General features: G+C 35.2%; 28 protein-coding genes and 2 other annotated features. Of the genes, 5 read left to right on the top strand and 23 right to left on the bottom strand.

All coding sequences use genetic code 11. The annotated features are described in order from the left end of the window. Positions 1–59 precede the first annotated feature (59 nt). From AAIB49_RS15840 to AAIB49_RS15825, 4 genes are read left to right on the top strand one after another with little or no spacing between them, the layout of a single operon-like run. Positions 60–1,283: an ABC transporter permease gene (locus AAIB49_RS15840; RefSeq protein ID WP_343458581.1), complete on the top strand. Its 1,224-nt coding sequence runs from the start codon at positions 60–62 to the stop codon at positions 1,281–1,283. Further along, complete coding sequence (locus AAIB49_RS15835) at positions 1,280–2,413, top strand: ABC transporter permease (RefSeq protein WP_339214399.1); 1,134 nt, start codon at positions 1,280–1,282, stop codon at positions 2,411–2,413. Before AAIB49_RS15840 ends, AAIB49_RS15835 begins: the two co-directional genes overlap by 4 nt. Next, positions 2,406–3,077, top strand: coding sequence for an ABC transporter ATP-binding protein (locus AAIB49_RS15830; protein ID WP_343458580.1), 672 nt, complete (start codon positions 2,406–2,408; stop codon positions 3,075–3,077). Before AAIB49_RS15835 ends, AAIB49_RS15830 begins: the two co-directional genes overlap by 8 nt. Before the next feature lie 53 nt (positions 3,078–3,130). After that, positions 3,131–3,742, top strand: a complete 612-nt coding sequence (locus AAIB49_RS15825; RefSeq protein ID WP_343458579.1) for a lytic transglycosylase domain-containing protein — start codon at positions 3,131–3,133, stop codon at positions 3,740–3,742. Between the two features lie 130 nt (positions 3,743–3,872). Here the strand turns inward: AAIB49_RS15825 and AAIB49_RS15820 are convergent, their stop codons facing one another. The 12 genes from AAIB49_RS15820 to AAIB49_RS15770 all read right to left on the bottom strand — a co-directional run bounded on the left by AAIB49_RS15820 (position 3,873) and on the right by AAIB49_RS15770 (position 11,565). Then, a complete protein-coding gene (locus AAIB49_RS15820) occupies positions 3,873–4,190 on the bottom strand; it encodes a hypothetical protein (protein WP_343458578.1) in 318 nt (105 codons plus the stop codon). A gap of 93 nt (positions 4,191–4,283) precedes the next feature. Further along, positions 4,284–4,799 (bottom strand): GNAT family N-acetyltransferase, encoded by a 516-nt coding sequence (locus AAIB49_RS15815; RefSeq protein ID WP_343458577.1) that lies wholly within the window; start codon positions 4,797–4,799, stop codon positions 4,284–4,286. Between the two features lies 1 nt (position 4,800). Beyond that, entirely contained in the window at positions 4,801–5,028 is a 228-nt protein-coding gene (locus AAIB49_RS15810; RefSeq protein ID WP_343458576.1) for a DUF1572 family protein, read from the bottom strand. 104 nt (positions 5,029–5,132) lie between these two features. Continuing rightward, complete coding sequence (locus AAIB49_RS15805) at positions 5,133–5,606, bottom strand: GNAT family N-acetyltransferase (protein WP_343458575.1); 474 nt, start codon at positions 5,604–5,606, stop codon at positions 5,133–5,135. Between the two features lie 470 nt (positions 5,607–6,076). Next, positions 6,077–6,547 carry a hypothetical protein gene (locus AAIB49_RS15800; RefSeq protein ID WP_343458574.1) on the bottom strand — a complete coding sequence of 157 codons (471 nt, stop codon included), beginning with the start codon at positions 6,545–6,547 and terminating at the stop codon, positions 6,077–6,079. A gap of 479 nt (positions 6,548–7,026) precedes the next feature. Then, positions 7,027–7,176, bottom strand: coding sequence for a DinB family protein (locus tag AAIB49_RS15795; protein ID WP_339214387.1), 150 nt, complete (start codon positions 7,174–7,176; stop codon positions 7,027–7,029). A gap of 72 nt (positions 7,177–7,248) precedes the next feature. Then, positions 7,249–7,554, bottom strand: a complete 306-nt coding sequence (locus AAIB49_RS15790) for an RNHCP domain-containing protein (RefSeq protein ID WP_339214385.1) — start codon at positions 7,552–7,554, stop codon at positions 7,249–7,251. Between the two features lie 644 nt (positions 7,555–8,198). After that, positions 8,199–8,978 carry a DUF817 domain-containing protein gene (locus AAIB49_RS15785; protein ID WP_339217944.1) on the bottom strand — a complete coding sequence of 260 codons (780 nt, stop codon included), beginning with the start codon at positions 8,976–8,978 and terminating at the stop codon, positions 8,199–8,201. A gap of 260 nt (positions 8,979–9,238) precedes the next feature. Beyond that, positions 9,239–9,454: a DUF6366 family protein gene (locus AAIB49_RS15780; protein WP_445254506.1), complete on the bottom strand. Its 216-nt coding sequence runs from the start codon at positions 9,452–9,454 to the stop codon at positions 9,239–9,241. Positions 9,455–9,481: 27 nt separating this feature from the next. Continuing rightward, positions 9,482–9,805 carry a TIGR04104 family putative zinc finger protein gene (locus tag AAIB49_RS20010; RefSeq protein ID WP_481857874.1) on the bottom strand — a complete coding sequence of 108 codons (324 nt, stop codon included), beginning with the start codon at positions 9,803–9,805 and terminating at the stop codon, positions 9,482–9,484. A 129-nt stretch (positions 9,806–9,934) separates the two neighbouring features. Further along, a complete protein-coding gene (locus tag AAIB49_RS15775) occupies positions 9,935–11,020 on the bottom strand; it encodes a M42 family metallopeptidase (RefSeq protein WP_339214383.1) in 1,086 nt (361 codons plus the stop codon). A gap of 59 nt (positions 11,021–11,079) precedes the next feature. Further along, positions 11,080–11,565, bottom strand: a complete 486-nt coding sequence (locus tag AAIB49_RS15770; RefSeq protein WP_339214381.1) for a dUTP diphosphatase — start codon at positions 11,563–11,565, stop codon at positions 11,080–11,082. 109 nt (positions 11,566–11,674) lie between these two features. Between AAIB49_RS15770 and AAIB49_RS15765 the strand changes: the two genes are divergently transcribed. Next, on the top strand, positions 11,675–12,061 hold the full coding sequence (locus AAIB49_RS15765; protein WP_186870215.1) for a sigma-w pathway protein ysdB: 387 nt from the start codon (positions 11,675–11,677) through the stop codon (positions 12,059–12,061). 112 nt (positions 12,062–12,173) lie between these two features. On the opposite strand, the gene AAIB49_RS15760 is transcribed toward AAIB49_RS15765, so the two are convergent. The 11 genes from AAIB49_RS15760 to AAIB49_RS15710 all read right to left on the bottom strand — a co-directional run bounded on the left by AAIB49_RS15760 (position 12,174) and on the right by AAIB49_RS15710 (position 21,821). Continuing rightward, entirely contained in the window at positions 12,174–12,752 is a 579-nt protein-coding gene (locus tag AAIB49_RS15760; protein WP_339214379.1) for a TVP38/TMEM64 family protein, read from the bottom strand. A 79-nt stretch (positions 12,753–12,831) separates the two neighbouring features. Next, positions 12,832–13,092 (bottom strand): DUF1294 domain-containing protein, encoded by a 261-nt coding sequence (locus tag AAIB49_RS15755; protein ID WP_339214378.1) that lies wholly within the window; start codon positions 13,090–13,092, stop codon positions 12,832–12,834. Between the two features lie 106 nt (positions 13,093–13,198). Beyond that, positions 13,199–13,558 carry a 50S ribosomal protein L20 gene (gene rplT / locus AAIB49_RS15750; protein WP_186870212.1) on the bottom strand — a complete coding sequence of 120 codons (360 nt, stop codon included), beginning with the start codon at positions 13,556–13,558 and terminating at the stop codon, positions 13,199–13,201. Positions 13,559–13,635: 77 nt separating this feature from the next. After that, complete coding sequence (gene rpmI, locus AAIB49_RS15745) at positions 13,636–13,830, bottom strand: 50S ribosomal protein L35 (RefSeq protein ID WP_186870211.1); 195 nt, start codon at positions 13,828–13,830, stop codon at positions 13,636–13,638. A 32-nt stretch (positions 13,831–13,862) separates the two neighbouring features. Next, entirely contained in the window at positions 13,863–14,366 is a 504-nt protein-coding gene (gene infC, locus AAIB49_RS15740; RefSeq protein ID WP_186870210.1) for a translation initiation factor IF-3, read from the bottom strand. A 65-nt stretch (positions 14,367–14,431) separates the two neighbouring features. After that, positions 14,432–14,554, bottom strand: a sequence feature (ribosomal protein L20 leader region). 239 nt (positions 14,555–14,793) lie between these two features. Further along, positions 14,794–16,743: a threonine--tRNA ligase gene (gene thrS / locus AAIB49_RS15735; RefSeq protein ID WP_343458573.1), complete on the bottom strand. Its 1,950-nt coding sequence runs from the start codon at positions 16,741–16,743 to the stop codon at positions 14,794–14,796. A 435-nt stretch (positions 16,744–17,178) separates the two neighbouring features. Continuing rightward, positions 17,179–17,411 (bottom strand) — a binding site (T-box leader). A 55-nt stretch (positions 17,412–17,466) separates the two neighbouring features. Continuing rightward, complete coding sequence (ytxC, locus tag AAIB49_RS15730; protein WP_339214374.1) at positions 17,467–18,318, bottom strand: sporulation protein YtxC; 852 nt, start codon at positions 18,316–18,318, stop codon at positions 17,467–17,469. Between the two features lie 269 nt (positions 18,319–18,587). Continuing rightward, positions 18,588–19,520, bottom strand: coding sequence for a primosomal protein DnaI (gene dnaI / locus AAIB49_RS15725; protein ID WP_339214373.1), 933 nt, complete (start codon positions 19,518–19,520; stop codon positions 18,588–18,590). A gap of 23 nt (positions 19,521–19,543) precedes the next feature. Beyond that, positions 19,544–20,902: a replication initiation and membrane attachment family protein gene (locus AAIB49_RS15720; protein WP_339214372.1), complete on the bottom strand. Its 1,359-nt coding sequence runs from the start codon at positions 20,900–20,902 to the stop codon at positions 19,544–19,546. Between the two features lie 33 nt (positions 20,903–20,935). After that, a complete protein-coding gene (gene nrdR / locus AAIB49_RS15715) occupies positions 20,936–21,403 on the bottom strand; it encodes a transcriptional regulator NrdR (RefSeq protein WP_339214371.1) in 468 nt (155 codons plus the stop codon). Between the two features lie 31 nt (positions 21,404–21,434). After that, positions 21,435–21,821, bottom strand: coding sequence for a cytosolic protein (locus AAIB49_RS15710; RefSeq protein WP_186870204.1), 387 nt, complete (start codon positions 21,819–21,821; stop codon positions 21,435–21,437). Between the last annotated feature and the right edge of the window lie 291 nt (positions 21,822–22,112).

Below are 22,112 nucleotides of genomic sequence, written 5' to 3'. Positions count from 1 at the left end.
CAGCGACCATGGAATAGAAAGAACCATTCGGCGACAAGTATTAGAAGTAGGTGAACATAATGCAATTCCTTAAGCTTGTATCGTTATTCACCAAAAATAATCTAATGCAACTTAGGAGGAAGTGGCGATCACTTCCTCTTCTTTTGCTTTTTCCAATCTTTCTAATTGGATTAGTTGCATTTATTTTGGTTGCTTATATAACGAATGTACAGGAAGAACCCATACAAATTGGTTTAGTTGACCTTGACCAATCTACTGAGACCGGAATGGTCATTAGATTGTTAGAGGAGTCCTCCCAATTAGGGGATTATTTACATATGAAACGTTTTTCTGAGCAAGAGGCAAAAGAGAAAATAGAACAAGACGAATTAGTAGCCTATATCCTCTTCCCTGAAGAGTTTACCAATAAGTTGTATAGTGGGGAGTCCATCATTGTAACGGTTGTTGGTAACCCAAATAGAGAAATGGAAAGCTATCTTATAAAAGAATTAGTTGATAGTGCAGCTAGGCATATTAGCTCCTCCCAGGCGAATATTTTAACTATCAATTATTTTGCCAAGCAATTAGACATCGATCCGGAAACAAGAAATACGATCATACTCGAACAATTTAACGAATTTTTACTATATGCCATTAGTAAGGATAATGTTTTAGACCAACAAATCGTATCCAATAATGCCACCTCGACCCCAAAGGAATATTTCGGTCTGGCAGCGGGGTTCTTTGTTTTCACTATATGGATTTTCACTATTTATCAGCTACTCTATAGAGAACAGTCCAAGGAAATTCAAACGAGAATGATGCTTTATGGGGTTACGGAGCTTCAGCAAATCATCGCTAGAATCCTGATAACATGTCTGATCAGCATTATATTAGGTACGTTATTATTTTTAGGACTTATACATGTACTAGATTTATCTATTCACCATGATAATTATGCTAGATTGATAGCTCTACTGGGCTTACATACGATTAACTTTCTATTTGTGCTAGCATTTTTAGAAACGATAATCCATTCTAAAAAGCTCCAGCTGCTCGTACAAATTATTGTTACCGGAATCTTCTTACTTGCAAGTGGTTCTATCATTCCAGCTATTTATTTACCGCTTTATATGCAGGAATATATTCCTTATCTGTTTTCCTACCAGGCATTTCACTGGTTAGAGGAAATTATCTTGAACAGGCGAGTTTATGCGGATTACATACCGCTTCTCCTCACAGCTGGAATTTCAGCATTTTTGACAATCGGGTTATCTTTACTGAAGGAGCGGGTTAAGTCATGACGGATATTTTGTTTACAAGGCTTCTATTATGGAAAAAGAAAGTAATCAGCATGCTCTTCTGGTTTCTACTACCAATACTTGGAACCTATCTTTTCATCACGATTGCCAATACCATTCAAGAGGATTCCCGTGTTCCAATTGGAATTGTGATGGAGGATGATTCCGATTTAGGGCATCACGTACTAGAATCGATAACAGAATCCGAGCTTGTTCAAGTACATGAAACGACGAAAAAGGAAGCATTATACCAATTGGAAAAACATGAGCTTGATAGTGTTTTTATTATCCATGAAGGATTTGAGCAGGCTGTTAACAGTGGGATGCGAAATAAGATTCTCTCGAGCTATCGAACAGAATTATCGATTGCATACTCCCCTATTAAAGAAATGATCGTTTCACTCGTACAAGAGCAGACAGGTCGTGCTAAGGCAGCGAATTTTATCCTCGAGATGAATGAACAGTATAACGGGACAGAACCTTGGACATTAGAAGAAATTCAGCAAAAAACTATACAAGTACAAATGGATGAAAATCTACTGAATACAGCGTTTACCTATTACGGAACAACAAATAGCAATGCTGAACCTACATTAATCTCATGGAACACGTGGACTATTTGGGCAATCTTTAGTTTATTAAGTTCATTATTCCTATTTGACTGGGTAATTAAAGAAAAGTCATTAGCTGTTTCAGCTCGCTATACATTTATTCACATGTCAAAATGGAGCTACTACTTTAAGCTGATTATCTTATATTTTCTTATCTTTTTGTTATTTGATTTCATGGCCTTAGCCGTGTTTACAGTATTATTAGATGAAGCGATTTCCCTTCACTTTATATTCGTACTGATCAGCTTTAGGTTTATGCTATGTATGCTTTCCTTTAGTATAGCAAGCTTCTTCAGGAAAACTGCAAGATATTACGGTATATCACTCCTGATGGTTATCGTTTTAGCCATTTTAACTGGCTCAATCATTCCGGTGCATCAATTTATTCCGGAAATACCTTTCGCTGATGTTCTTAATCCACTCCACGCTTTCATTAGTGGCAATCCAACCATTCTGTGGAGTAGTTTTAGTTTCATACTGGTTCTCATATCTCTTTTTCGAAAGGATGTTACCAATGCTTAATATACAATCCTTAACAAAACGCTATAACAGGAAACAAATACTTAACAACCTTTCCTTCTCCGTATTGCCCGGTGAAGTGATCGGACTTGTCGGGGAAAATGGAGCTGGTAAATCGACTTTATTACGGTTGTTAGCTACAATCGATAAGCCAACTAAGGGGAATATTACCCTTTTTGATTATACTTATAAAAAGCACCGCAAAGAAATACGTAAGCAGATTGGCTATGTTCCACAGGATATTGCTATTTGGGATGAGCTTACTGTTAAAGAAAACATGTTATTTTTCGAAAAGCTCGCTTATACAAATAAAACAAGTGAACAATTACGACAGTTATGCTTGGAGATGAATTTGGATAAGTGGGATGTACCGGTTAAAACATTATCTGGAGGGATGAAGCGAAAGCTGAACATTGCTATCAGCTTAATTCATGATCCAACTATTTTACTATTAGATGAACCAACTGTTGGCATTGACTTAAAATCTAAAATAGAAATTGGCTCCTATTTGCTTAAACAAGCAAAGGAACATAATCGAATCATCCTTTATACTTCTCATGATATGGATGAAATAAAACATCTTTGCAACAAGGTAATTTGTATAGGAGATGATTTATTCTATAAGGAAATTCTAAAAAATTCTGGTAAAGAAGTAATTTCATTCTAGTATTTTATGGATCATTTATAGTAAAATAGTAGGTGAAATAGAGGTGCGATAAAATGGATATAAGACAACTACAGCTGATCATGCAATATCAAGCAATGTCAATCTTAAGTTCTAATACGAATAGTCTATCAAGCGTTTCACCAGTAGTAGATGTAGCATTTAAACAAATACTAGATGATAAATTAGAAGAATCCAATATGCTTGAGAAGCAAACTAGCTTACCACTAACAATGTCTCCATTCCTATTTAATACGAATGCCGTAGAAGTTAGTGAAGGTCAACCAATTCCAAATGGTTATAACGCCTTGGTAGCTGAAGCTTCCGATAAGTATGGGATTGATGAGCGTTTAATTCATGCTGTCATTAAGACTGAATCTAACTATAATCAATTTGCTAAGAGTAATGCGGGCGCGCAAGGCTTAATGCAGTTAATGCCTTCCACAGCAAGAGGTCTCGGTGTGGTCAATCCATATGATGCAAAACAAAATATTGAGGGTGGAGCGAAGTATTTACGCGAAATGTTAAATCGCTATAACGGTAATGTGGAGCTAGCTTTAGCAGCATATAATGCTGGCCCTGGAAACGTGGATAAATATCAGGGAATCCCTCCATTTGAAGAAACACAGAATTATGTAAGAAAAGTAATGAACCATTATTTAGCATAAATGACAGAGGATCTTAGGTGTGAAGCCTAGATTCTCTTTCTTTTTTTATCTGCATTCCTACCTATAATCTCTCCTGTGTTCTATTAGATATAAAATAAAAGATCCCGACTTTTCAAGAAACGCTCGCACCTCAAAACAGATTCTCCCCCTTTACAAAAGGGACAAATACCACATAAATAGCTCCAATACATAGAACCCAGAAAATGCCAGAGTTAATCCGTTGTTTATAAATTTTATTCTCCTTCACAGGGGATAGCCCTAATAGTAAAGAATACCAAACAAATAAAAGATAAGATACACCAAACCAATTTACCCAAACATTGCCAAGAAGCATGATACCATATTGCTCATAGATAGGTTTTAAAATAGAGTTCGTCACCCATAACCCTATAGCAAGAATTATCACACATTCTATGAATCTAATGAACACTTTTAACCATCCATTCAATCGAATCCCCTCATTTATAATATGGTCATACTATAACTATATGCGTTGAATAGAGCGATATGTCCCAATAGAATTGATGGTGCTGCCAGTTTACTAGAATCGAACACTAGGGTTATATGCTACTTGTGCCAATTGTTTTACCCCATTCTTATCAAATTCTTTATATTTTTTCATTCCGATCTTCTCCGCTACTTTCTGAGATGGAATATTGTCAATGGTAGTATAGGAGTATATAGCAGGAAAATTTAATGTGGTAAAGGCATACTCCATACACGCTCGTGCTACTTCTGTTGCATACCCTTTATTCCAAAAGTCCTTAATAATATGGAAACCAATTTCAGGTAATCGTTCTTCATCAATATTTTGCATGGTAATACCACAATCCCCAATAAATTGATTTCCTTCTTTTAACACCACTGCCCATAAACCATGACTATACTTCTTATAATTTTCAATATTCCATTGGATCCAGCCTTCAACCTGTTTTCGATTAAATGGCTCAGGATAATATTGCATGGATTCTGGGTCAGAAAGCACCAATTCTAGCGATTCAAGATCATCGTTCACTAATTCCCTTAAATATAGTCTCTCGGTTTCAATAACAATCATTTCAATCCCCCTCCTTATTGGTATCTTTTGTAGATATGCTTAAAATAGTCCAATCTTTATCTTTGATTTGCTTCCCAATATAAAAAATCTGTCCTACATGATAACTAATATGGGCTGTTTCAGTTTGAATGGCCTGTAATACACTTAGTGGCTTTTCTCTTAAGGTGACCGTTTTATCTAAATATTCTTCTGTTAAAGTTTCAATTGTAGAAAATAGTGTGACCGTCAAGTAAAATGGAACAAAATTTTATTTATTCCATAGAATGGCCAGATTGTGGAACACAAGGTAAATATCGATAACCACTTATTTAACTATCACACCCGTTGAATAACTTATAATTTTAATTCCATTCGATTGGTTCTATTTTTCATCCCTATTGACTTGTATAAATTAACAGCGACTTCATTACACTCATATACGTCTAATTCAACTGCTTCAACATTCATAGTCTTTGCATATTCAACGATCCATTTAAGAACAAGTTTACCTAGTCCTTGACCTCTTAAATCCTCTCGTATGGAAATCTCATTTACATAAATAAAAGTTCTATTATTAAAAATAGTATTTTTTTCAACTCTTTCAGTATTTAATACAGCATACCCAATTATTTCGTTTGTTGGATTTTCAATAATTATAACTCTGGACTTTTTAGTTTCTAAATATGATTTTATATCTTCTTCATCATAAAGATTAGAACTTATAAAAACATCAGGTCTCATTTCAGCATGAAAGTCATCTAATTGCCTTCTCAAATATATTATATCTTGAATATCATCCTCGTAAGCGTCACGTATATTAATGTTCATGTGTATCCTCCCTTATTAAACATACCTTCCCGTCAGTTAAAGAACTTAATTTTCTAAATGTTATATGTATTTTAACACAAATATCCATTTCTTAGCTGCCCACCAACAATTACTTCCAAAAATTCCAAGGCAAAAAACCTCTGTCCTATCTTAGAACAGAGGTAGAAAAATAATATTTAGCTTTCAATTGAGAATTACCAACTATAATGTTTACTGGATGTCTAATTACATTAAAGTTCGGTCCCATGGCTGGGAAAATATTAATTACATTAAAGTTGGTAAATTCCCCCACTTTCTGTGTATATGGAGAATAAAGAACCTAGCGGTAGCGTCAAGAAAATGCGGATTTACAACGCTAAATACATTTTCCTGACGCCACCCGAGAATAGACACTTAAAATCGAGAATTAATTTTTCCTGTAACTCTTTTACTTTTCTTATAATATGTTGTCTTTTTATCCCCTGTCGTAGTCAATGATTCTCATTATGAGAATCAAAAAGCATTAGATATGCAAAAAACTCAGGTGTTTCTTGATTAACATGAGATGTGTCGATTCCACGTTCGATAATCATATCCACTTTTAGTTCTTCACAATTGGAGGTTATTGCATTTAACTGGGATTCAATAATGACAAGTATTCTTTCATTATCAGATGTAATCCCCATATGACTGTAGTAATGTTCACTTTTTTCATTTCTTACTACTTCATACGAAATGAAATTTAAGTTATCCAAGTTAGATTTTATAGGGTCGTTTTTGTGTACATTAATATAGTTAAGAATTGTCATTTTCAAGAAAATAGCTTCGGATTCTGATAATTCTGTTTCGGCAATATCTAATTTTTTTTGAAATGCGGAGATAACGTCATTAACTGATTGTAACGGCCGAATCTCATTGGAATATTGCTGTTTCAAATATGCTTTGTACTCACCATTATCCACGTAATCACCTCAATAAAAAAGAAATGAAAGATGCTCTAGAAAACATCTCGATATTATTACTATAGCATATAATCGCATAGAGTACTTTAACTATACCAACAGTTACTTCTGTTCTGTACCTTAGTTTCTTTAATTGGGCTTCTTGAATAAGGCATGATGTTTGCTGTGAATCAATAAGTATAAAATTTTATTGAATTGGCCATTGTCCAATAATATTCGTGGTACTCAACCAACCGGAGCTTGGTAAATATACCATTAGACCAGAATCTGAGATTCTTACTTCTTTTTCGCTTGTTGGTATATTTGTAGTGCCAATATAAAGATAGAAATGATTAGATACTACGCCAAAATTATAAGTTTTTGGTGGAAATGATTTATATACCGTACGATTAAGTAATGAACGGTGCATGATATCCATTTTACTAAACTTTATAGCATTAGCGGGCTTTGTCCCAGTATAAGGTTCCGTATACGGCGGTTCAATTTATATCACAGTGTGTACTTTTACCATTTGGTTTCCAATGGAAATCATCCTCCGATAATTGCTGAAATCCCATTTCTGCTCGTTCTTTAAAATGCTGAAATTGCGCTAGAATAACGTTAAGATAATCTGCTTTAAACTGACTCATGCAAGTCCTCCTATTAACACTACTTTAGGTAGCTTAGGGTAACAAATAAATACATGTTGTGTTTTATTTACTTTACTTCGTTAATAATAGAAAAATATTATCTTCTTGCACGGTATTTGTGGCAACAACATTTTTTTGCACTTTATTACAAGAACAACATCGATGAACAATTTGATAACCTTTTTTCGTATGATAAGTTATTTCAATTGGTTCCATTAAACCATGGCATAAACTACTTCTATCACCAGGATTTTCATCGAGGTGTTTGGAATATAAGCAATATGGACAGTGATTTCGGAAACTACCATTTGTAAGTGGTAGTACCGACGCACCACAATGTTCACATTGGAATCCTGTATTTTCACTCTTTTTACTCAAGAACTTTACCTCCTAGATTTTAATCAAATCTATGGAGGCAGGGTTCCGTTTCCTTTCCTTACAATCATAAGTCTCAGGCTTTATTAATCTAGTGACCCATTCACCGCCCTCCTTTAGAGATAGCGATTACTTCTGATTCCAGCTTCCATACAGCCTATTTCATCTGTATATCCGAACCATAACTGGCTTTAGTTTCCTTTGTACCAGTCACTGTAAGACAGATGTTACTCCACCTTCCACCAGTAGGTGTATGACTAATATCACTGACGTTGGCATTCGTCCCCTAGTCCCTGAGTAATTTGACGGTTAAAGTTGCTACGATAACCATCTCCTTCGAATTATTACGTTGTATTTATTTGTTACCCATATATAGTGTATCATGTTATATTCTAAGAACATGGAAAATTTGTATTTTATTTAGATAAGTTAAATGATTCTTTCCCCATTTCATCACAAAAGAAATGGCCTTTATACATAGTATTTCTAGGTATTATGTTATAGCATTTTTAAGAATATTTGAATCGTAGACCATAACTTCTTGATAAGCACCTGTTTTAAATTGATCTCTATATTTTATTTACCAGCTACTATTATCATTAAAGTTATAATTATATTCGTTTATTTTAAGGAGACTCAACAGTACACTAACGCTTTCCCTTTACTAACTTTAATGTTGCTACTATAAGAAAACTTACAATCACTAACAATAACCATGAACTCACCTTTCCTAGATGAACAAGACTCCACGCATCCACTTGGTTGGGGTATTCCCAAGCACCAAAAAATGTAGCAATATTCTCTGCAACCCAAATGAAAAATCCAATTAGTACAAATGATAAGGCAATTGGCATTCGATATTGTGTTCCATTAACTTCGTATGTAACCCAAGACCGCCAGAAGACTACTATTACAAGAACGGATAAAATCCAGCGTACATCCATCCAAAAATGATGAGTAAAGAAATTCAAATAGATTCCGGCTGCAAGTGGAACAACAGCTATAAATGGTGGCCACTGAACAAGTACTACTTTTAATCTACGCCACGCTTGACAAAGATAACTCGCTACACTTGCATACATAAATCCGCTAAATAATGGAACGCCAAATAGTTTAAAAAACCCTTCCTCCGGATAAGACCAAGAACCCATATGAACCTTGAAAATCTCCAGAATAAGTCCAATCAAGTGGAATAATGTGATTACTTTTAGTTCATCTTTTGTTTCAAGACCAAACCATATCATCAAGCCTTGCATGAGAAGACAAATGATGAATAACCAGTCATATCTTGCCATTAATGGTAGATCAATCATCTGTGTAATTGCTAACGAAGCAAATATTACCACTGGAAATAAACAAGATAAAGCTTGTGCCCAGCCAAAATGCACGAGTTGTTTGAACGCTCTAACCAACCTTCTGTTTGTCATTCTTTTCTGATAGTTATTCTCAATCGATATACTCAATTTGAAACCTCTCCTCCATTCTTGGGTGGGGTCTAGGTTTGAAACTAAGGATTTTATTGAATCTATCCTCAACTTCAACACTCCCTTTATAAGCATATTAGGTTTTTTATCGTATTACAATAAATATATATTGTTTTATTTTAGTTTTTTGTTGTTTATCACAATAAAAGAAGCACTTTCCTAAAAGGAAAATGCTTCTTTTTTAATTTGCTATCTTTTTTTACCTATCGAAAAAACACCGCATAGACTATAAATCCTATACACAAGACGAGTAATAGAATACCAATACCTTTCCAACCAAAGCCACTTACTAAATCAACAAGACTTCCATTTGAACCTCTCGTTATAGCGTCATTTAGATTTGCAGTAGAACTTGTCTTCATTTCCTCTTGTCTGACTCGTTCATTTCTTTCTTCAGGTGCTTCTTTGCTTTGAATCATGGAATCCCTCCATAGCAAGCTAACTTGTTACTTTCGTTTCGCTTTCTCGGGTTGGAATTTCAAGAAAAGCGGAAAAACAGTTGCTACTATCATATACATGCAGATAGTAGTAAAAATAAATAATGCATAAAAAAGAAAGGATTTATTCGTTAACTGATCTGTAAAATTATAACAAATCATAACTAACGGAATAATAATTAACATCCTTAGTAGCTTGGAATTTTCTTTGATATGATGTTTTGTTCCACATTCCCTACAAGTGATTGTTCCATTTTTATCCCCTAACATCCAATTCGAGTTATAGATTTCACTCCATTTAAATCTTGTATGGCATTTCTCACATGATTGCAAAATACATTTCTCCCTCTAATCAAACTTTCTTATCGTCTACCTCTATTATACATCATTAATAATTCAACTCGGAATTAGGTAATACAAATAATCGCATAGTAGAACAGTTTCTACTATGCGATTATTTAGTTAAGCTAGGAAAATTTCCTTAACTGTTTCACGATCAAGTTTTTTAATTACTGCAACTATTAGCTTAACCGCATTCTCAAAATCATCACGGTGTAGAATAGCTGCATGGGAATGAATGTAACGAGTTGCGATTGTGATGGACAAGGATGGTACACCATTAGCCGTTAAGTGGATTGAACCAGAATCCGTTCCACCACCAGCAATGGAAGCATACTGGAATGGTATATTATTCTCTTCCGCAGTCTGTACAACTAAGTCCCGAACACCTTTATGAGAAATCATGGATGCATCATACAGTACAAGCTGTGGTCCATCTCCGATTTTACTATCTGCATCCTGTTCTTTAATACCAGGAGTATCCCCCGCTATACCAACATCAACACCGAAACCAATGTCTGGTTGAATAGCATGTGCAGCCGTTTTCGCACCACGTAAACCAACCTCTTCTTGTACAGTACCTACTCCATAAACAACATTAGGATGGTTTTCATCTTGTAATTGCTTTAATACTTCAATAGCAATCGCACAACCAATTCGGTTATCCCACGCTTTTGCTAATAATAGCTTTTCATTTTTCATTGGTGTGAATTCAAAATAAGGAACTACTGAATCACCAGGTTTCACGCCAAACTCTCCTGCCTCCGCCTTACTAGTTGCACCAATATCAATGAACATGTCTTTAATTTCAACTGGCTTCTTTCGCTCTGCTGCAGAGAGGATATGTGGAGGTTTGGAACCAATTACACCTGTCACATCACCTTTTGAGGTTACAATCGTAACACGTTGAGACAGCATAACTTGACTCCACCAACCGCCAATTGTTTGAAAATATACAAATCCTTTATCATCAATTCTAGTGACCATAAAGCCAATTTCATCTAAGTGACCAGCAACCATAATCTTTGGCCCGTTTTCATCTCCGATCTTTTTGGCAATTAAGCTTCCAATATTATCGGTGAAAACCTCATCTGCATAAGGGGTAATGTATTTTTCCATAACATCTCTTGCTTCTTTTTCATTACCTGAGATTCCTTTAGCTTCTGTTAAATCTTTTAGCATAGATAATGTTTCATCTAAATTAGCCATATGTATACCTCCAATATTATTTTACTTTTTAGTATAACGTGAAATGTAAAATTTGGATATTAATAGCCACTATTTTGACGTTGATAATTCACTTCATTTTTCTTTATATAAGCTTGATAAACATCTTCTTCTTTAAATCCGAGTTTTCGTCCTAAAACTAAATAACTTTCAAACAAACGAGTATAGTTTTCCTGATTAGGATTATTTTTAAACACAACACAATGTTCAAATACTTTATTAAACAATTCCGTTTCCGTAAGTTCCTTGCTTCCTAAGTTAACTGATGTAAACGTGTGACCTTTAACAATTCCTAATGATAATATAAAATGGATTCCATCTACATATTCTTCAAGAATTACATCAAGTGAGCTTCTCGATTTATTACTCCAAAATTTAAAGCATCTCGTTTCATTAGCAAGTTCGCCTAATTCCACTAATAAAGCAAGATACTTATCTTGAAATAAGTCTCTTTCCTGTAGGTTATGATTTTCTTCAATATACGAATCCAATTGTTTTTGCATCTTAAATAGTATATCCCAGTTCATTTTCATTCTCCTTTTTATTTTGTAACATCTTTTTCACATAAATATTGAAACCTTGTTTACTTCCATTACGTATAGCAATATAATAACCAAACCCGAGGAGACGATGGTCATGATTGTATATCTGTTTCGCATTCTTATTATAGCGGCTGTCATATTGCTTATCTACTCCATTATACAATACTTTCGCAATCCAGATAGGCTATTAAAGAATGCAAAAGAAACAAAAGGATTTTATTTCTTAGATGAGCAGCACAATAGTAAGAAGAATATTCGATTTGTGTATAAGGGCTGTCAATTTGAGGGGGAAAAGTATGTAGGTGCAACGGAAGAATCCTTTGAGATTGTAGATATTCATGTAACCGTAACTAACCCACTTGAATTGCAGGGCTTATCACGGGATGATATTTATTTCCTTGAAAAAGAATTACTAATCCGCTACCCACATGCTAAAATTAGCTGGAAGCATCCGATTAATAAGTTGTTAGTTTCAAAATAAAAAAGTCAAAAGAGATATTGGGAAGACAGCGAACGGAGCTTGACCGATTTAATTTTATATTTTTATCTTTTAAAGAAGGCTTAAAGGGGATTGGTGACTCCCCTTAAGCCTTTTAATGTTGTGTACTCGTTTGAAAGAAATCTTCCCATTTTATGACGATTTCTTTTCTTCTTAGTGCATAAATCAAGAGGAGCAATGCCGCTAAGGATAGGAGGATATGCATAGGGGATAAATTAGATAACCAACCACCAATGGAAGTATATACTAATGCAAGTGGTATGTTCGTAATAACAGAAGCTTTCATATACTCTTTAAAACCAGATGTTATTTCAAGCAAGCATAACGACAATAAATGAAAATGAATAAATGGAATAAGACGTAATAAGGAAATTTGTGACACGGTTAATTCCGTGTGCTTACCGATTAGCCTTTTCTTCATTCGCAGTAATCGCTCCGACATTTTCGGCATCCATTGAATAAGAATATAGAATAGCATACTAGATAAGGTAATACCGATAATCGAATATATCGTACCAGCAAAGACACCAAATAGTATACCACCTGAGACACAAATAAACACTACCGGCAGAAAAAACATAGGACGGATTAAATGCACGATAATAAATAAAAATGGAGCAAATAATCCCCCTGTTTGTACAATAGCCATCATATATTGTCCAAATAATTCCATAAGCTGCCTCCTTCTATAAGCGATCAGAAAGACATCCTTACCTCACCAATGGTACATGTATATGACAAGAGACGAGCTATTATGACATGTAAAAATAACTAATTAGTCCAACATGAACTAAAATTAACAAAGGCATCCCGATACGAAAGGAATGATGCTTGGTTTTGTGACGGAAAGTATTCATTCCAATATAAGCTCCTATTGCTCCACCTAAAATTGCTACTCCCCAAAGGGTTCGTTCTGGAATTCGATATTCTCGGTTTCTTGCCTTTTTCTTATCTATTCCCATTAATGCAAAGCCAAGAAGATTAGCAAACCCTATGTAAAATACTATTTCCATTCCGTTATTCTCCTTTCTTAAGGTGAGAGATCTTTTATCTAAAATACTGCCATTGTTTATCCATAAAAAAATGAGGTAAGAGGGGAAATCCCCTCATCACCTCATCTTAGTTGTTTAATGCAGTTTTAGCTTTTTCAGCTAGTTGAGCGAATGCTTGCTCATCATTGATAGCAAGTTCAGACAACATTTTACGGTTGATTTCAATACCTGCTAATTTTAAACCATGCATTAATTTGTTATAAGAAAGATCGTTCATACGTGCTGCTGCATTAATACGTGCGATCCAAAGCTTACGGAATTCACGTTTTTTATTTTTACGGTCACGGTAAGCATATTGACCTGATTTCATTACTTGTTGTTTTGCAGTTTTAAATAGAGTTCTCTTAGAACCATAGTAACCTTTAGCTAATTTAAGTACGCGTTTACGACGTGCGCGCGTAACTGTTCCACCTTTAACACGTGGCATAGTAATTCCCTCCTAATACGATACATTGTATGTCCATTTAGTTTAGTTTAATGATTGCTTTACTGTTTAAATACTCCTTATTTAGGAAGCATTGCTTTGATACGCTTGAAGTCACCAGAAGAAACTAGTGCACCTTTACGTAACTTACGTTTTTGTTTTTGAGATTTGTGTGCAAACATATGGCTTGTGTATGCATGTGATCTTTTAACTTTTCCAGAACCAGTTTTTTTGAAACGTTTAGCAGACCCTTTGTGGGTTTTCATTTTTGGCATGTTGATTTCCTCCTCGAATGCTTAAATGCTTATTATTTTTCATTGTTTGGAGCAAGCATCATGAACATATTACGGCCTTCCATTTTAGGCTTAGATTCCACTGTTGCGATATCCTTCACCGCTTCTGCAAAGCGATCTAATACCTCTTGACCTAGCTCCTTGTGAGTAATTGCGCGTCCGCGGAAACGAACAGCAGCTTTTACTTTATCACCTTTTTCTAAGAATTTACGAGCATTTTTTAATTTCGTATTAAAATCATGTTCGCCGATTCCCGGTGTAAAGCGTACCTCTTTAACGTTAATAATTTTTTGATTTTTACGAGCTTCTTTTTCTTTCTTTTGTTGCTCATAACGGAATTTCCCATAGTTCATGATTCTTGCAACGGGTGGTTTTGCATTAGGTGCCACTAAAACTAAATCTAAATTAGCTTTTTGGGCAAGTTCCAATGCTTCTTGACGTGATTTCACTCCAAGTTGATCACCGTTTGAATCAATTAATCGTACTTCTTTCGCACGAATTTTTTCATTAACGTTCATATCTTTGCTAATAGCCAGCCACCTCCAAATTATAATCGGGTCTGATCCATTACCTGACAAGCTCTAATCAAACAAAAATGTGGGCACACAAATGCACCCACATGTCTTTTAATCGTTCATAAAAGATGTAAACCAGTCAACTACTTACGCGTCGAGCAGGTGAGAAGCGGGTGCTTCTACTTGTCATCAAGATCATTTAATTTTATTCAACTTTTAAAGATTAACACGTAACTGAATAAAATGTCAACCCTTATTTCATAATCTAGTATACACTACTTATCCGAAAAATGGAAGTCTCGTACCTACATAAGTTATCGGATAATCGTGAGAATACGTCAGGTGAATGATGCAATACCTAATGTACTGCACGATTCACCTGACTTTATATATGAAAATATTTTAATTCATATAAGACAAAATCATCCTGTTATTTCTTCTTAAGTAGCACTTTCTTTTCAATTTCCTCTTTGATTAGTTGTTCAAAATTATCATATGAAATGGTTTCTGATTGTTGCTCTCCATATCTTCTAACATTAACTGCATCTTCTTCCACTTCTTTATCCCCAACAACAAGTGCAAATGGAATTTTCTCTGTTTGGGCTTCACGAATCTTGTAGCCAATCTTCTCGTCGCGTTCATCCACTTCCACACGTACACCTTGGTATTGTAATTTCTCTGCTACTTTCTTCGCATAGTCAAGATGTACTTGTGGAGATACTGGAATTACTTTTACTTGAACAGGTGCTAACCAAGTTGGGAAAGCTCCTTTATATTCTTCTAATAGGAATGCAACAAAACGTTCCATAGTGGATACTACACCACGGTGAATAACAACTGGACGATGTTCTTTACCATCTTCTCCAATATAAGAAAGCTCAAAGCGCTCCGGTAATAATACATCAATTTGTACTGTGGATAATGTCTCATCCTTACCTAGTGCTGTTTTTACTTGTACGTCTAGCTTTGGACCATAAAATGCTGCTTCACCTTCAGCTTCCACATAGTCAAGCTTCATATCTTCCATTGTTTCTTTTAGCGTGCTTTGTGTTCTTTCCCACATCTCATCATTATCAATATATTTTTCTTTATCTTCTGGATCACGATAAGAAAGACGGAAGTAATAATCTTCAATTCCAAAGTCTTTATACACATGTTGAATTAATTCAACCACTCGGATAAATTCTTCCTTCAATTGATCAGGACGTGCAAAAATATGAGCATCATTTAATGTCATAGCACGTACCCGCTGTAATCCTGCTAAAGCACCAGACATTTCATAGCGGTGCATGGTTCCAAGTTCTGCAATACGAACTGGAAGGTTACGATAGCTCCACAGTTGATTTTTGAAAATCATCATATGGTGTGGGCAGTTCATTGGACGAAGCACTAATTCTTCATTATCCATTTGCATGACAGGGAACATGTCTTCCTGGTAATGATCCCAGTGTCCACTTGTTTTATACAAGTCTACATTAGCCAGTACTGGTGTATACACGTGATTGTACCCTAAACGTTCCTCTAAATCGACGATATATCGTTCAATTTGTCGACGGATAGTTGCACCCTTTGGTAACCAAAGTGGTAGCCCTTGGCCGATTTTTTGATTAACTGTAAAAATCCCAAGCTCTTTACCTAGTTTACGATGGTCACGCTCTTTACGTTCTTCTAGAATTTGTAGGTATTCTTCTACTTGAGCAGGCTTTTCAAATGCTGTTCCATATATACGTTGAAGCTGTTTATTATTACTATCCCCTCTCCAGTATGCACCGGAAATGCTAAGTAGCTTAAATGCTTTTAGTTTGCTAGTGGATGGTACGTGAATACCACGGCATAGGTCGAAAAATTCACCTTGCTTATAGATTGTTACTTGCTCATCAGCAGGAATTGCATCGATTAATTCTAGCTTTAGATCATCACCAATATCTTCAAACATTCTCTTCGCTTCTTCACGTGAAACTTCTACACGTTCAATTGGAAGATTTTCATCGACAATACGCTTCATTTCTTTTTCAATCTTTACAAGATCTTCCGGAGTTATCTTTTCCTCCATATCGAAGTCGTAATAAAAACCTTCTTCAATGACTGGACCAACGCCAAACTTCACATCTTTATATAGACGTTTAATTGCTTGAGCCATTAAATGAGCAGTTGAATGACGGGCAATTTCAACTCCCTCTTGATTTTTATACGTAATAATTTCGATAGCTCCACCTTCATTCAATTCACGCTTTAAATCATAAAGCTTTCCATCCAATTTGATGGCCAATGCTTGTTTTCTTAATCCAGGTGAAATAGATGCTGCAATATCTTCCCCAGTAGTTCCTTGAGGGAACGCTTTTTCAGCTCCATCAGGGAAAACGATAGTAATTTCTGACATGAATAACACTCCTTATCTTTTTTAAACTTGTAATTAGAGCGAAGCAAGTATTACCATTTGCATGCTCTACATAGCCAAAACACAACCACTACATATAAGTGGAAATCCTAGAGGAGTGGCTGGGACAAAAAAATTACCTTAAAGCAAAATCCGAATGATGAGCAAGGACCCGCCCCGGAAATATACTTGCGGTTCGTGGGCGGCTGGTGAGCCTCCTCAGAGCTAACGCTCTTGCGGGGTCTCACCGATGCCTTTCCTCCCACAGGAGTCTCCGTATATTTCCGGGGCTAATGTGTTGGTTGTTCGCTTTTTATTACCTTTGTTATAGTTTTTGTCCCAGCCTCTATAAAATGTAACGGGTATTCTGGCGGTGATCTCAACTAAATAGAAAAAGTAAGTTGCATATAAAAAACGCCCACCCCTCTGCATACATTGCAAAGGGACGAGCGTTGGTCTCGTGGTTCCACCCTAATTCCCGTATAGTTAAAAATATAACGAATACGGCTTCAATCTTTAACGCAGATATACGCTACTATCTACTACGTAATGGTTCGATAATAGTGTTCAAAGGTGGTAATCATTTGGCTGTATGAGGAAGCTTTCACCACTAGGCTTCCCTCTCTACACATAACAGGATCAAATGACCATGTCCTTATCCTTACAGATGAATATATTAAATATAATCCACATTATAGCGCTAGTTAATAGGATAATCAAGTCCTGTTATTGATTTTTTAAATAAAAATGAAATGGAAATTTATGATATGGTTCAAAATCTACTCTTTCCTCAAAAACATTGATTACCGTCAATGTCTTTGGCTCAGACGGATGATCACCATAGATTTTTATTTTCTTCGGGGCCATGGCCACTAAAGGGGCTAGATTCAATTCCTCCTCATCTAAGCCTACGATATAGAGTGGCTCCCTCTGCATTAGCATTTTTAATTCCATTCTAGAAAATCTCTTGCCATCTGACTTAAAGAAGGAAAAAGTATTTCCTTGTACGATATGCACTACATTATAAATTGGTTCCTTTTTGGCAATATATTCTCTAAGCATATTGACAAATTCCTGGTGATCTTCCTCTCGCTTGTATTCATCAATTGCAAGTCCGACAAGATGAACCATATGATCCTTAAACACTTTTAATCTAAACTTCACAACGGAATCAAAATGTACAGTTGTGGAGCTTTTTACATCCGCTACAAATAAAGAAAAGAGAAGTTGAAGTGGATCATCCTTTTGTTTCCGTATTTGTACACTTTCATCATCTTCACCCGAAACTAACCAATGAGTTAAATCCATAATTTTCTCAATTTCATCATCACTTGAATAATAATAGTATTCCTTGATGATTTCCCGAATCATATTCGATAATCGGTGATCAACGAACACATCTACCATTGATTTAGCAATGGAATCAACTAATTCATTTTCTGTAAGCTGATAGTCAATTTTTAAATGATTCCCCCAATCCTCATGTGTTTTCCAATGTAATTCAATTTTCTTGTTATAATGAAATAATTGCTCACAAAAACTGATTACTTCTTTAGTCGAAGCAAAATAAACGTCCATATAGCCTCATCACCCTCATCCAAAACCAAACTGTTACATTATATGGACATACTTTTTAAAAAATGATAAATCCATCAAAACTAGTAAAATTTAGTAATTGCATAGGTTACAATACGTTTTAAATTGGGTGAATAGGCTCTATTGCCTTCTTTTCCACTATCATTCAGTAAGAATATAAATAAAAAACCGAATGAATAACATATACCGCGCTCCGGAGCTAGTATCATGTATCATTCGGTTTTACAGCTTATATTTATTTCCGAGTCTCTCTATTGTTCTCTTCTATTACTTGCAAAGATCGGTACCTCTTTACTTACTTGTTTAATCCTTTCCATAATTCTTCCTGCTTTTACAGCTTCTATATCGCCACGGTTTGTTTTGGCTAGATGCTCCTCTAGTTGATCCATACTATAATTAGAGGTAAAGAAGACTGGTAATCTTTCCATCATCCGATATTGCAGAATGGTTCCTAGTACTTCATCTCGGAACCATGCAGATTGTGTCTCCGCTCCAATATCATCTAGCATTAGCACATCTGCTTTTTTAAAGTAGTCTATTTTTTCATTGATGGAATCATCTTTAATAGAAGATTTAATCTCACGGACAAATTCTGGCATATATATGAGCATGGAAGACAAATTATATTTCTTCAATTCATTAGCGATAGCTCCTAGGAAATACGTTTTTCCTACGCCAAACGGCCCGTAAAGGTATAAGCCTTTTTGAGGTAGTCCGTTTTTCACCTGGCCAATAAATGTGATAATTTCACGAATTGCTTTACTGCGATGTGGGTCATCATCAATACCATCAATCGTAGCTTCTAGGATTTCCTTTGGCATGTATAGACTCTGAATTAATTTCTTTTGTTCTTGTTCTTTTTCATAGACAATACGGCTATGACACTTCTCATAGGATAAATGTATTTCATTGTCCTCTACGCGAAGGATAGGTGAATAGCCTTTGATCATATTTTTACAACCGCCTAGAGAAGCACAATGCTCACATTGTTTCGATTGTGATTTATATTCATATAACTTGATCAAGTTCTTCTCTATTTCACGTTGTGGTAATTCAGGATATAAGGATAGAAATTCTTTTATTTCTGGATCATTTAATACTTCATTTTTTATCCTATTATAATTCTCCTGGAAGTTTTCATTTCTTTCCATCCATTTTTTTAATGTTGATTGTACTGGTTTCATGTGTCAATCATCCTTGGTACTGATTATTTTTTCGAACTGTTCGAGTATTGTTGCAGTAAGGAGGCTATTTCCTCCCGTTCCCGTTCTAAATCAATGGTTGCCTCTGTATTGGATTCTGTCGTTTTTTTCTTCCGTTCTTTAAACCAATCTGGTACAACCTCAGTCTTAGCTCCTTGCTTCTTATAATTGGTATAGTTTTGTTGCTTCTTCTCGACGGACATACGGTAACGTTCTTTTTCTTTTTTCGCAAACATCATCGCTTCTCTAGCAGTTTTCAAATTGGCTCGTGACCAGTGGCTTGCGATCTTTTCTAAGTATGCTTTCGAGAGCTTCATGTTAGTTTGGAGCAAAACATAGTGAATTAATACATTCATTACCGGCGATGGTAATCCCTGAGTTGTCATAATTTCACGAATGACTTTTAAATCCTGCTCTGAAGCATAATTACCACTTGATAAATCCTCTAGTAATTGCTTTGGTGATATTGTTTCTAATTGATGAATGAGTTGTTCTTCCTTAGACATTGGCTGCTTTGGTGTAGTGGATTCTACTTGTGGTTGTTCTGAGACTTTTGCAGCTAATTGAACAGCCGCTTCCCTGCGAGATGTTTTGAAAATATCATGGCAAGCTTCTTTAAATTCCTCAATATCTAATCTATTTTCATCTGTTAATGCCCATAAGATGCATTTTTCCACTTCATATTCTGCTAGTCCATATAAATGCATCATTTGGTTGATTATCCGTTTATTTTCCGTAGTTAATACTCGTTTATAAGGGATCATTCTTGATCTCAGCATTTGTTCCACCCAAGAAAAATCAACCGAATCAAGTTGTGGTCCTGTATTTTCAGGGATTCGATTGACATTTTGCATGACGGTAACTTCAGAATGAATGGTTTCAAAGACATCGCCGAATGAAGCGGTTATATTTCTTCCACTTGGTTGATCCTCTTTTCCTAGAAAGCGAGATTTTAAAAGCATATATTTATCTTTCCCGACATGATGATATAAAAGCTGAGAAAGCATCGCATCACGGAAAAAATCAGAAGGTGAGAACGGATTTTTAAGTATATAGTGAAATACCGTCTGCTCCGTTGTCTTTTCTTCAAACGTTCTTAACAAACCTATACCTTCTAATTTAAGTCGTTCCTCATACATCTCCACAAGTGATATATTTAAATAATTCATTAAGGTGTGGTGTGTTTGAATCGGTACTTCTTCCTGAAAATCTATCTCATGTAAAAGTGTTTGATATAACATTACTGCCTTCATACCTAATAATGGCTGATAAAGATGGGTTAATGACTTCATGTAATCAACAGGTAAATTACCTTGTAAATCAACCGTATAACCATCTACAGGCAATATTTTTCCTATGTTCATCTTAACCCTTCTTTCTAAAATATTGACTATCATTTATGATTTCTTTTTATCCGATTGAATTAAATCTTTTAATTCATCAAGGAAAACATTTATATCTTTAAATTGTCGGTATACCGATGCAAATCGTACATACGCAACATCATCAACAGTCGATAGTCGTTCCATTACCATTTCGCCTACTTCTTCACTATCGATTTCAGATGCACCAGTATTCCGTAATGCCTTTTCCACATCAAAAGCAATCGATTCTATTTGTTCAATGGAAACGGGTCTCTTTTCACACGCTCTGATTAACCCACGAACTAGTTTTTCACGACTAAATTCTTGTCTATTACCATCCTTTTTCACGACAATAAGTGGCACTTCTTCAATTCGTTCAAAGGTTGTAAAACGATAACCACATTTCTCACATTCACGTCTTCTACGAATAGAACGTCCTTCTTCAATTGGCCGCGAATCCAGTACTTTTGTATTCTTATTCTGGCAATTTGAACATCTCATTTAATAAACCCCATTCATCTAACAGTAAAATCTAATTTTTATCTATCAATGGTAATTCTTTATTTAAATTCTCATATAATTGCTTGATTACTTTTGAGCTATAGCCGAAGTCAAATGGTAATGCCGACTCCGTTGAAACTGTAAAATCAATAGCAGTTTGATATGGACGTACCATAATAACCGTTGCAATAATAAACGCTTTTTTGCCTTTGGCAATATGAAAGCTAATTTCACCATGCTCAGTAGAAACAGAATTAATCTCGAATTTATTCGAACGTTTAACTAAGTCTTGTAATGCAGCAAGTCCTTTGTCTTTAGTTGTTTTATAATAATGGGTTTGCAATTCCTTATCCCAATGTTTATCTGATGTTTCAGCTCGATTATAAAAAAAACGTGATAATTTCTTACCAAAAGACATGCTTTTCACTCCTAGTTTTTCTGTTTCCATATACTATAACTCTATTTATTTTAACATGTTTTATAGATTAACCCTAGTAAAAAAATATTAGAACACCCTCTACCTACTCATCACTCGGTTATGATTCTCGTCCTCTTTGAAAGTGGAAGATAATGTCATCACACAAAAAGAGGCTGGGACAAAACCAGCCTGTAAGTAATAAAAAACTGGTTCCAAGCGATTGAAAATTGCTTGGAACCAGTTTTTTGAAATCATTTCCATTTCCTAAACTAGATTTACCCATTTTGGCGG

Source organism: Ornithinibacillus proteolyticus, from assembly GCF_039581225.1.
Classification (GTDB): Bacteria; Bacillota; Bacilli; order Bacillales; family Amphibacillaceae; genus Ornithinibacillus; species Ornithinibacillus massiliensis.
The sequence above is the reverse complement of the archived record's forward strand: the minus strand, read 5'-3'. Positions and strand labels throughout refer to the sequence as shown.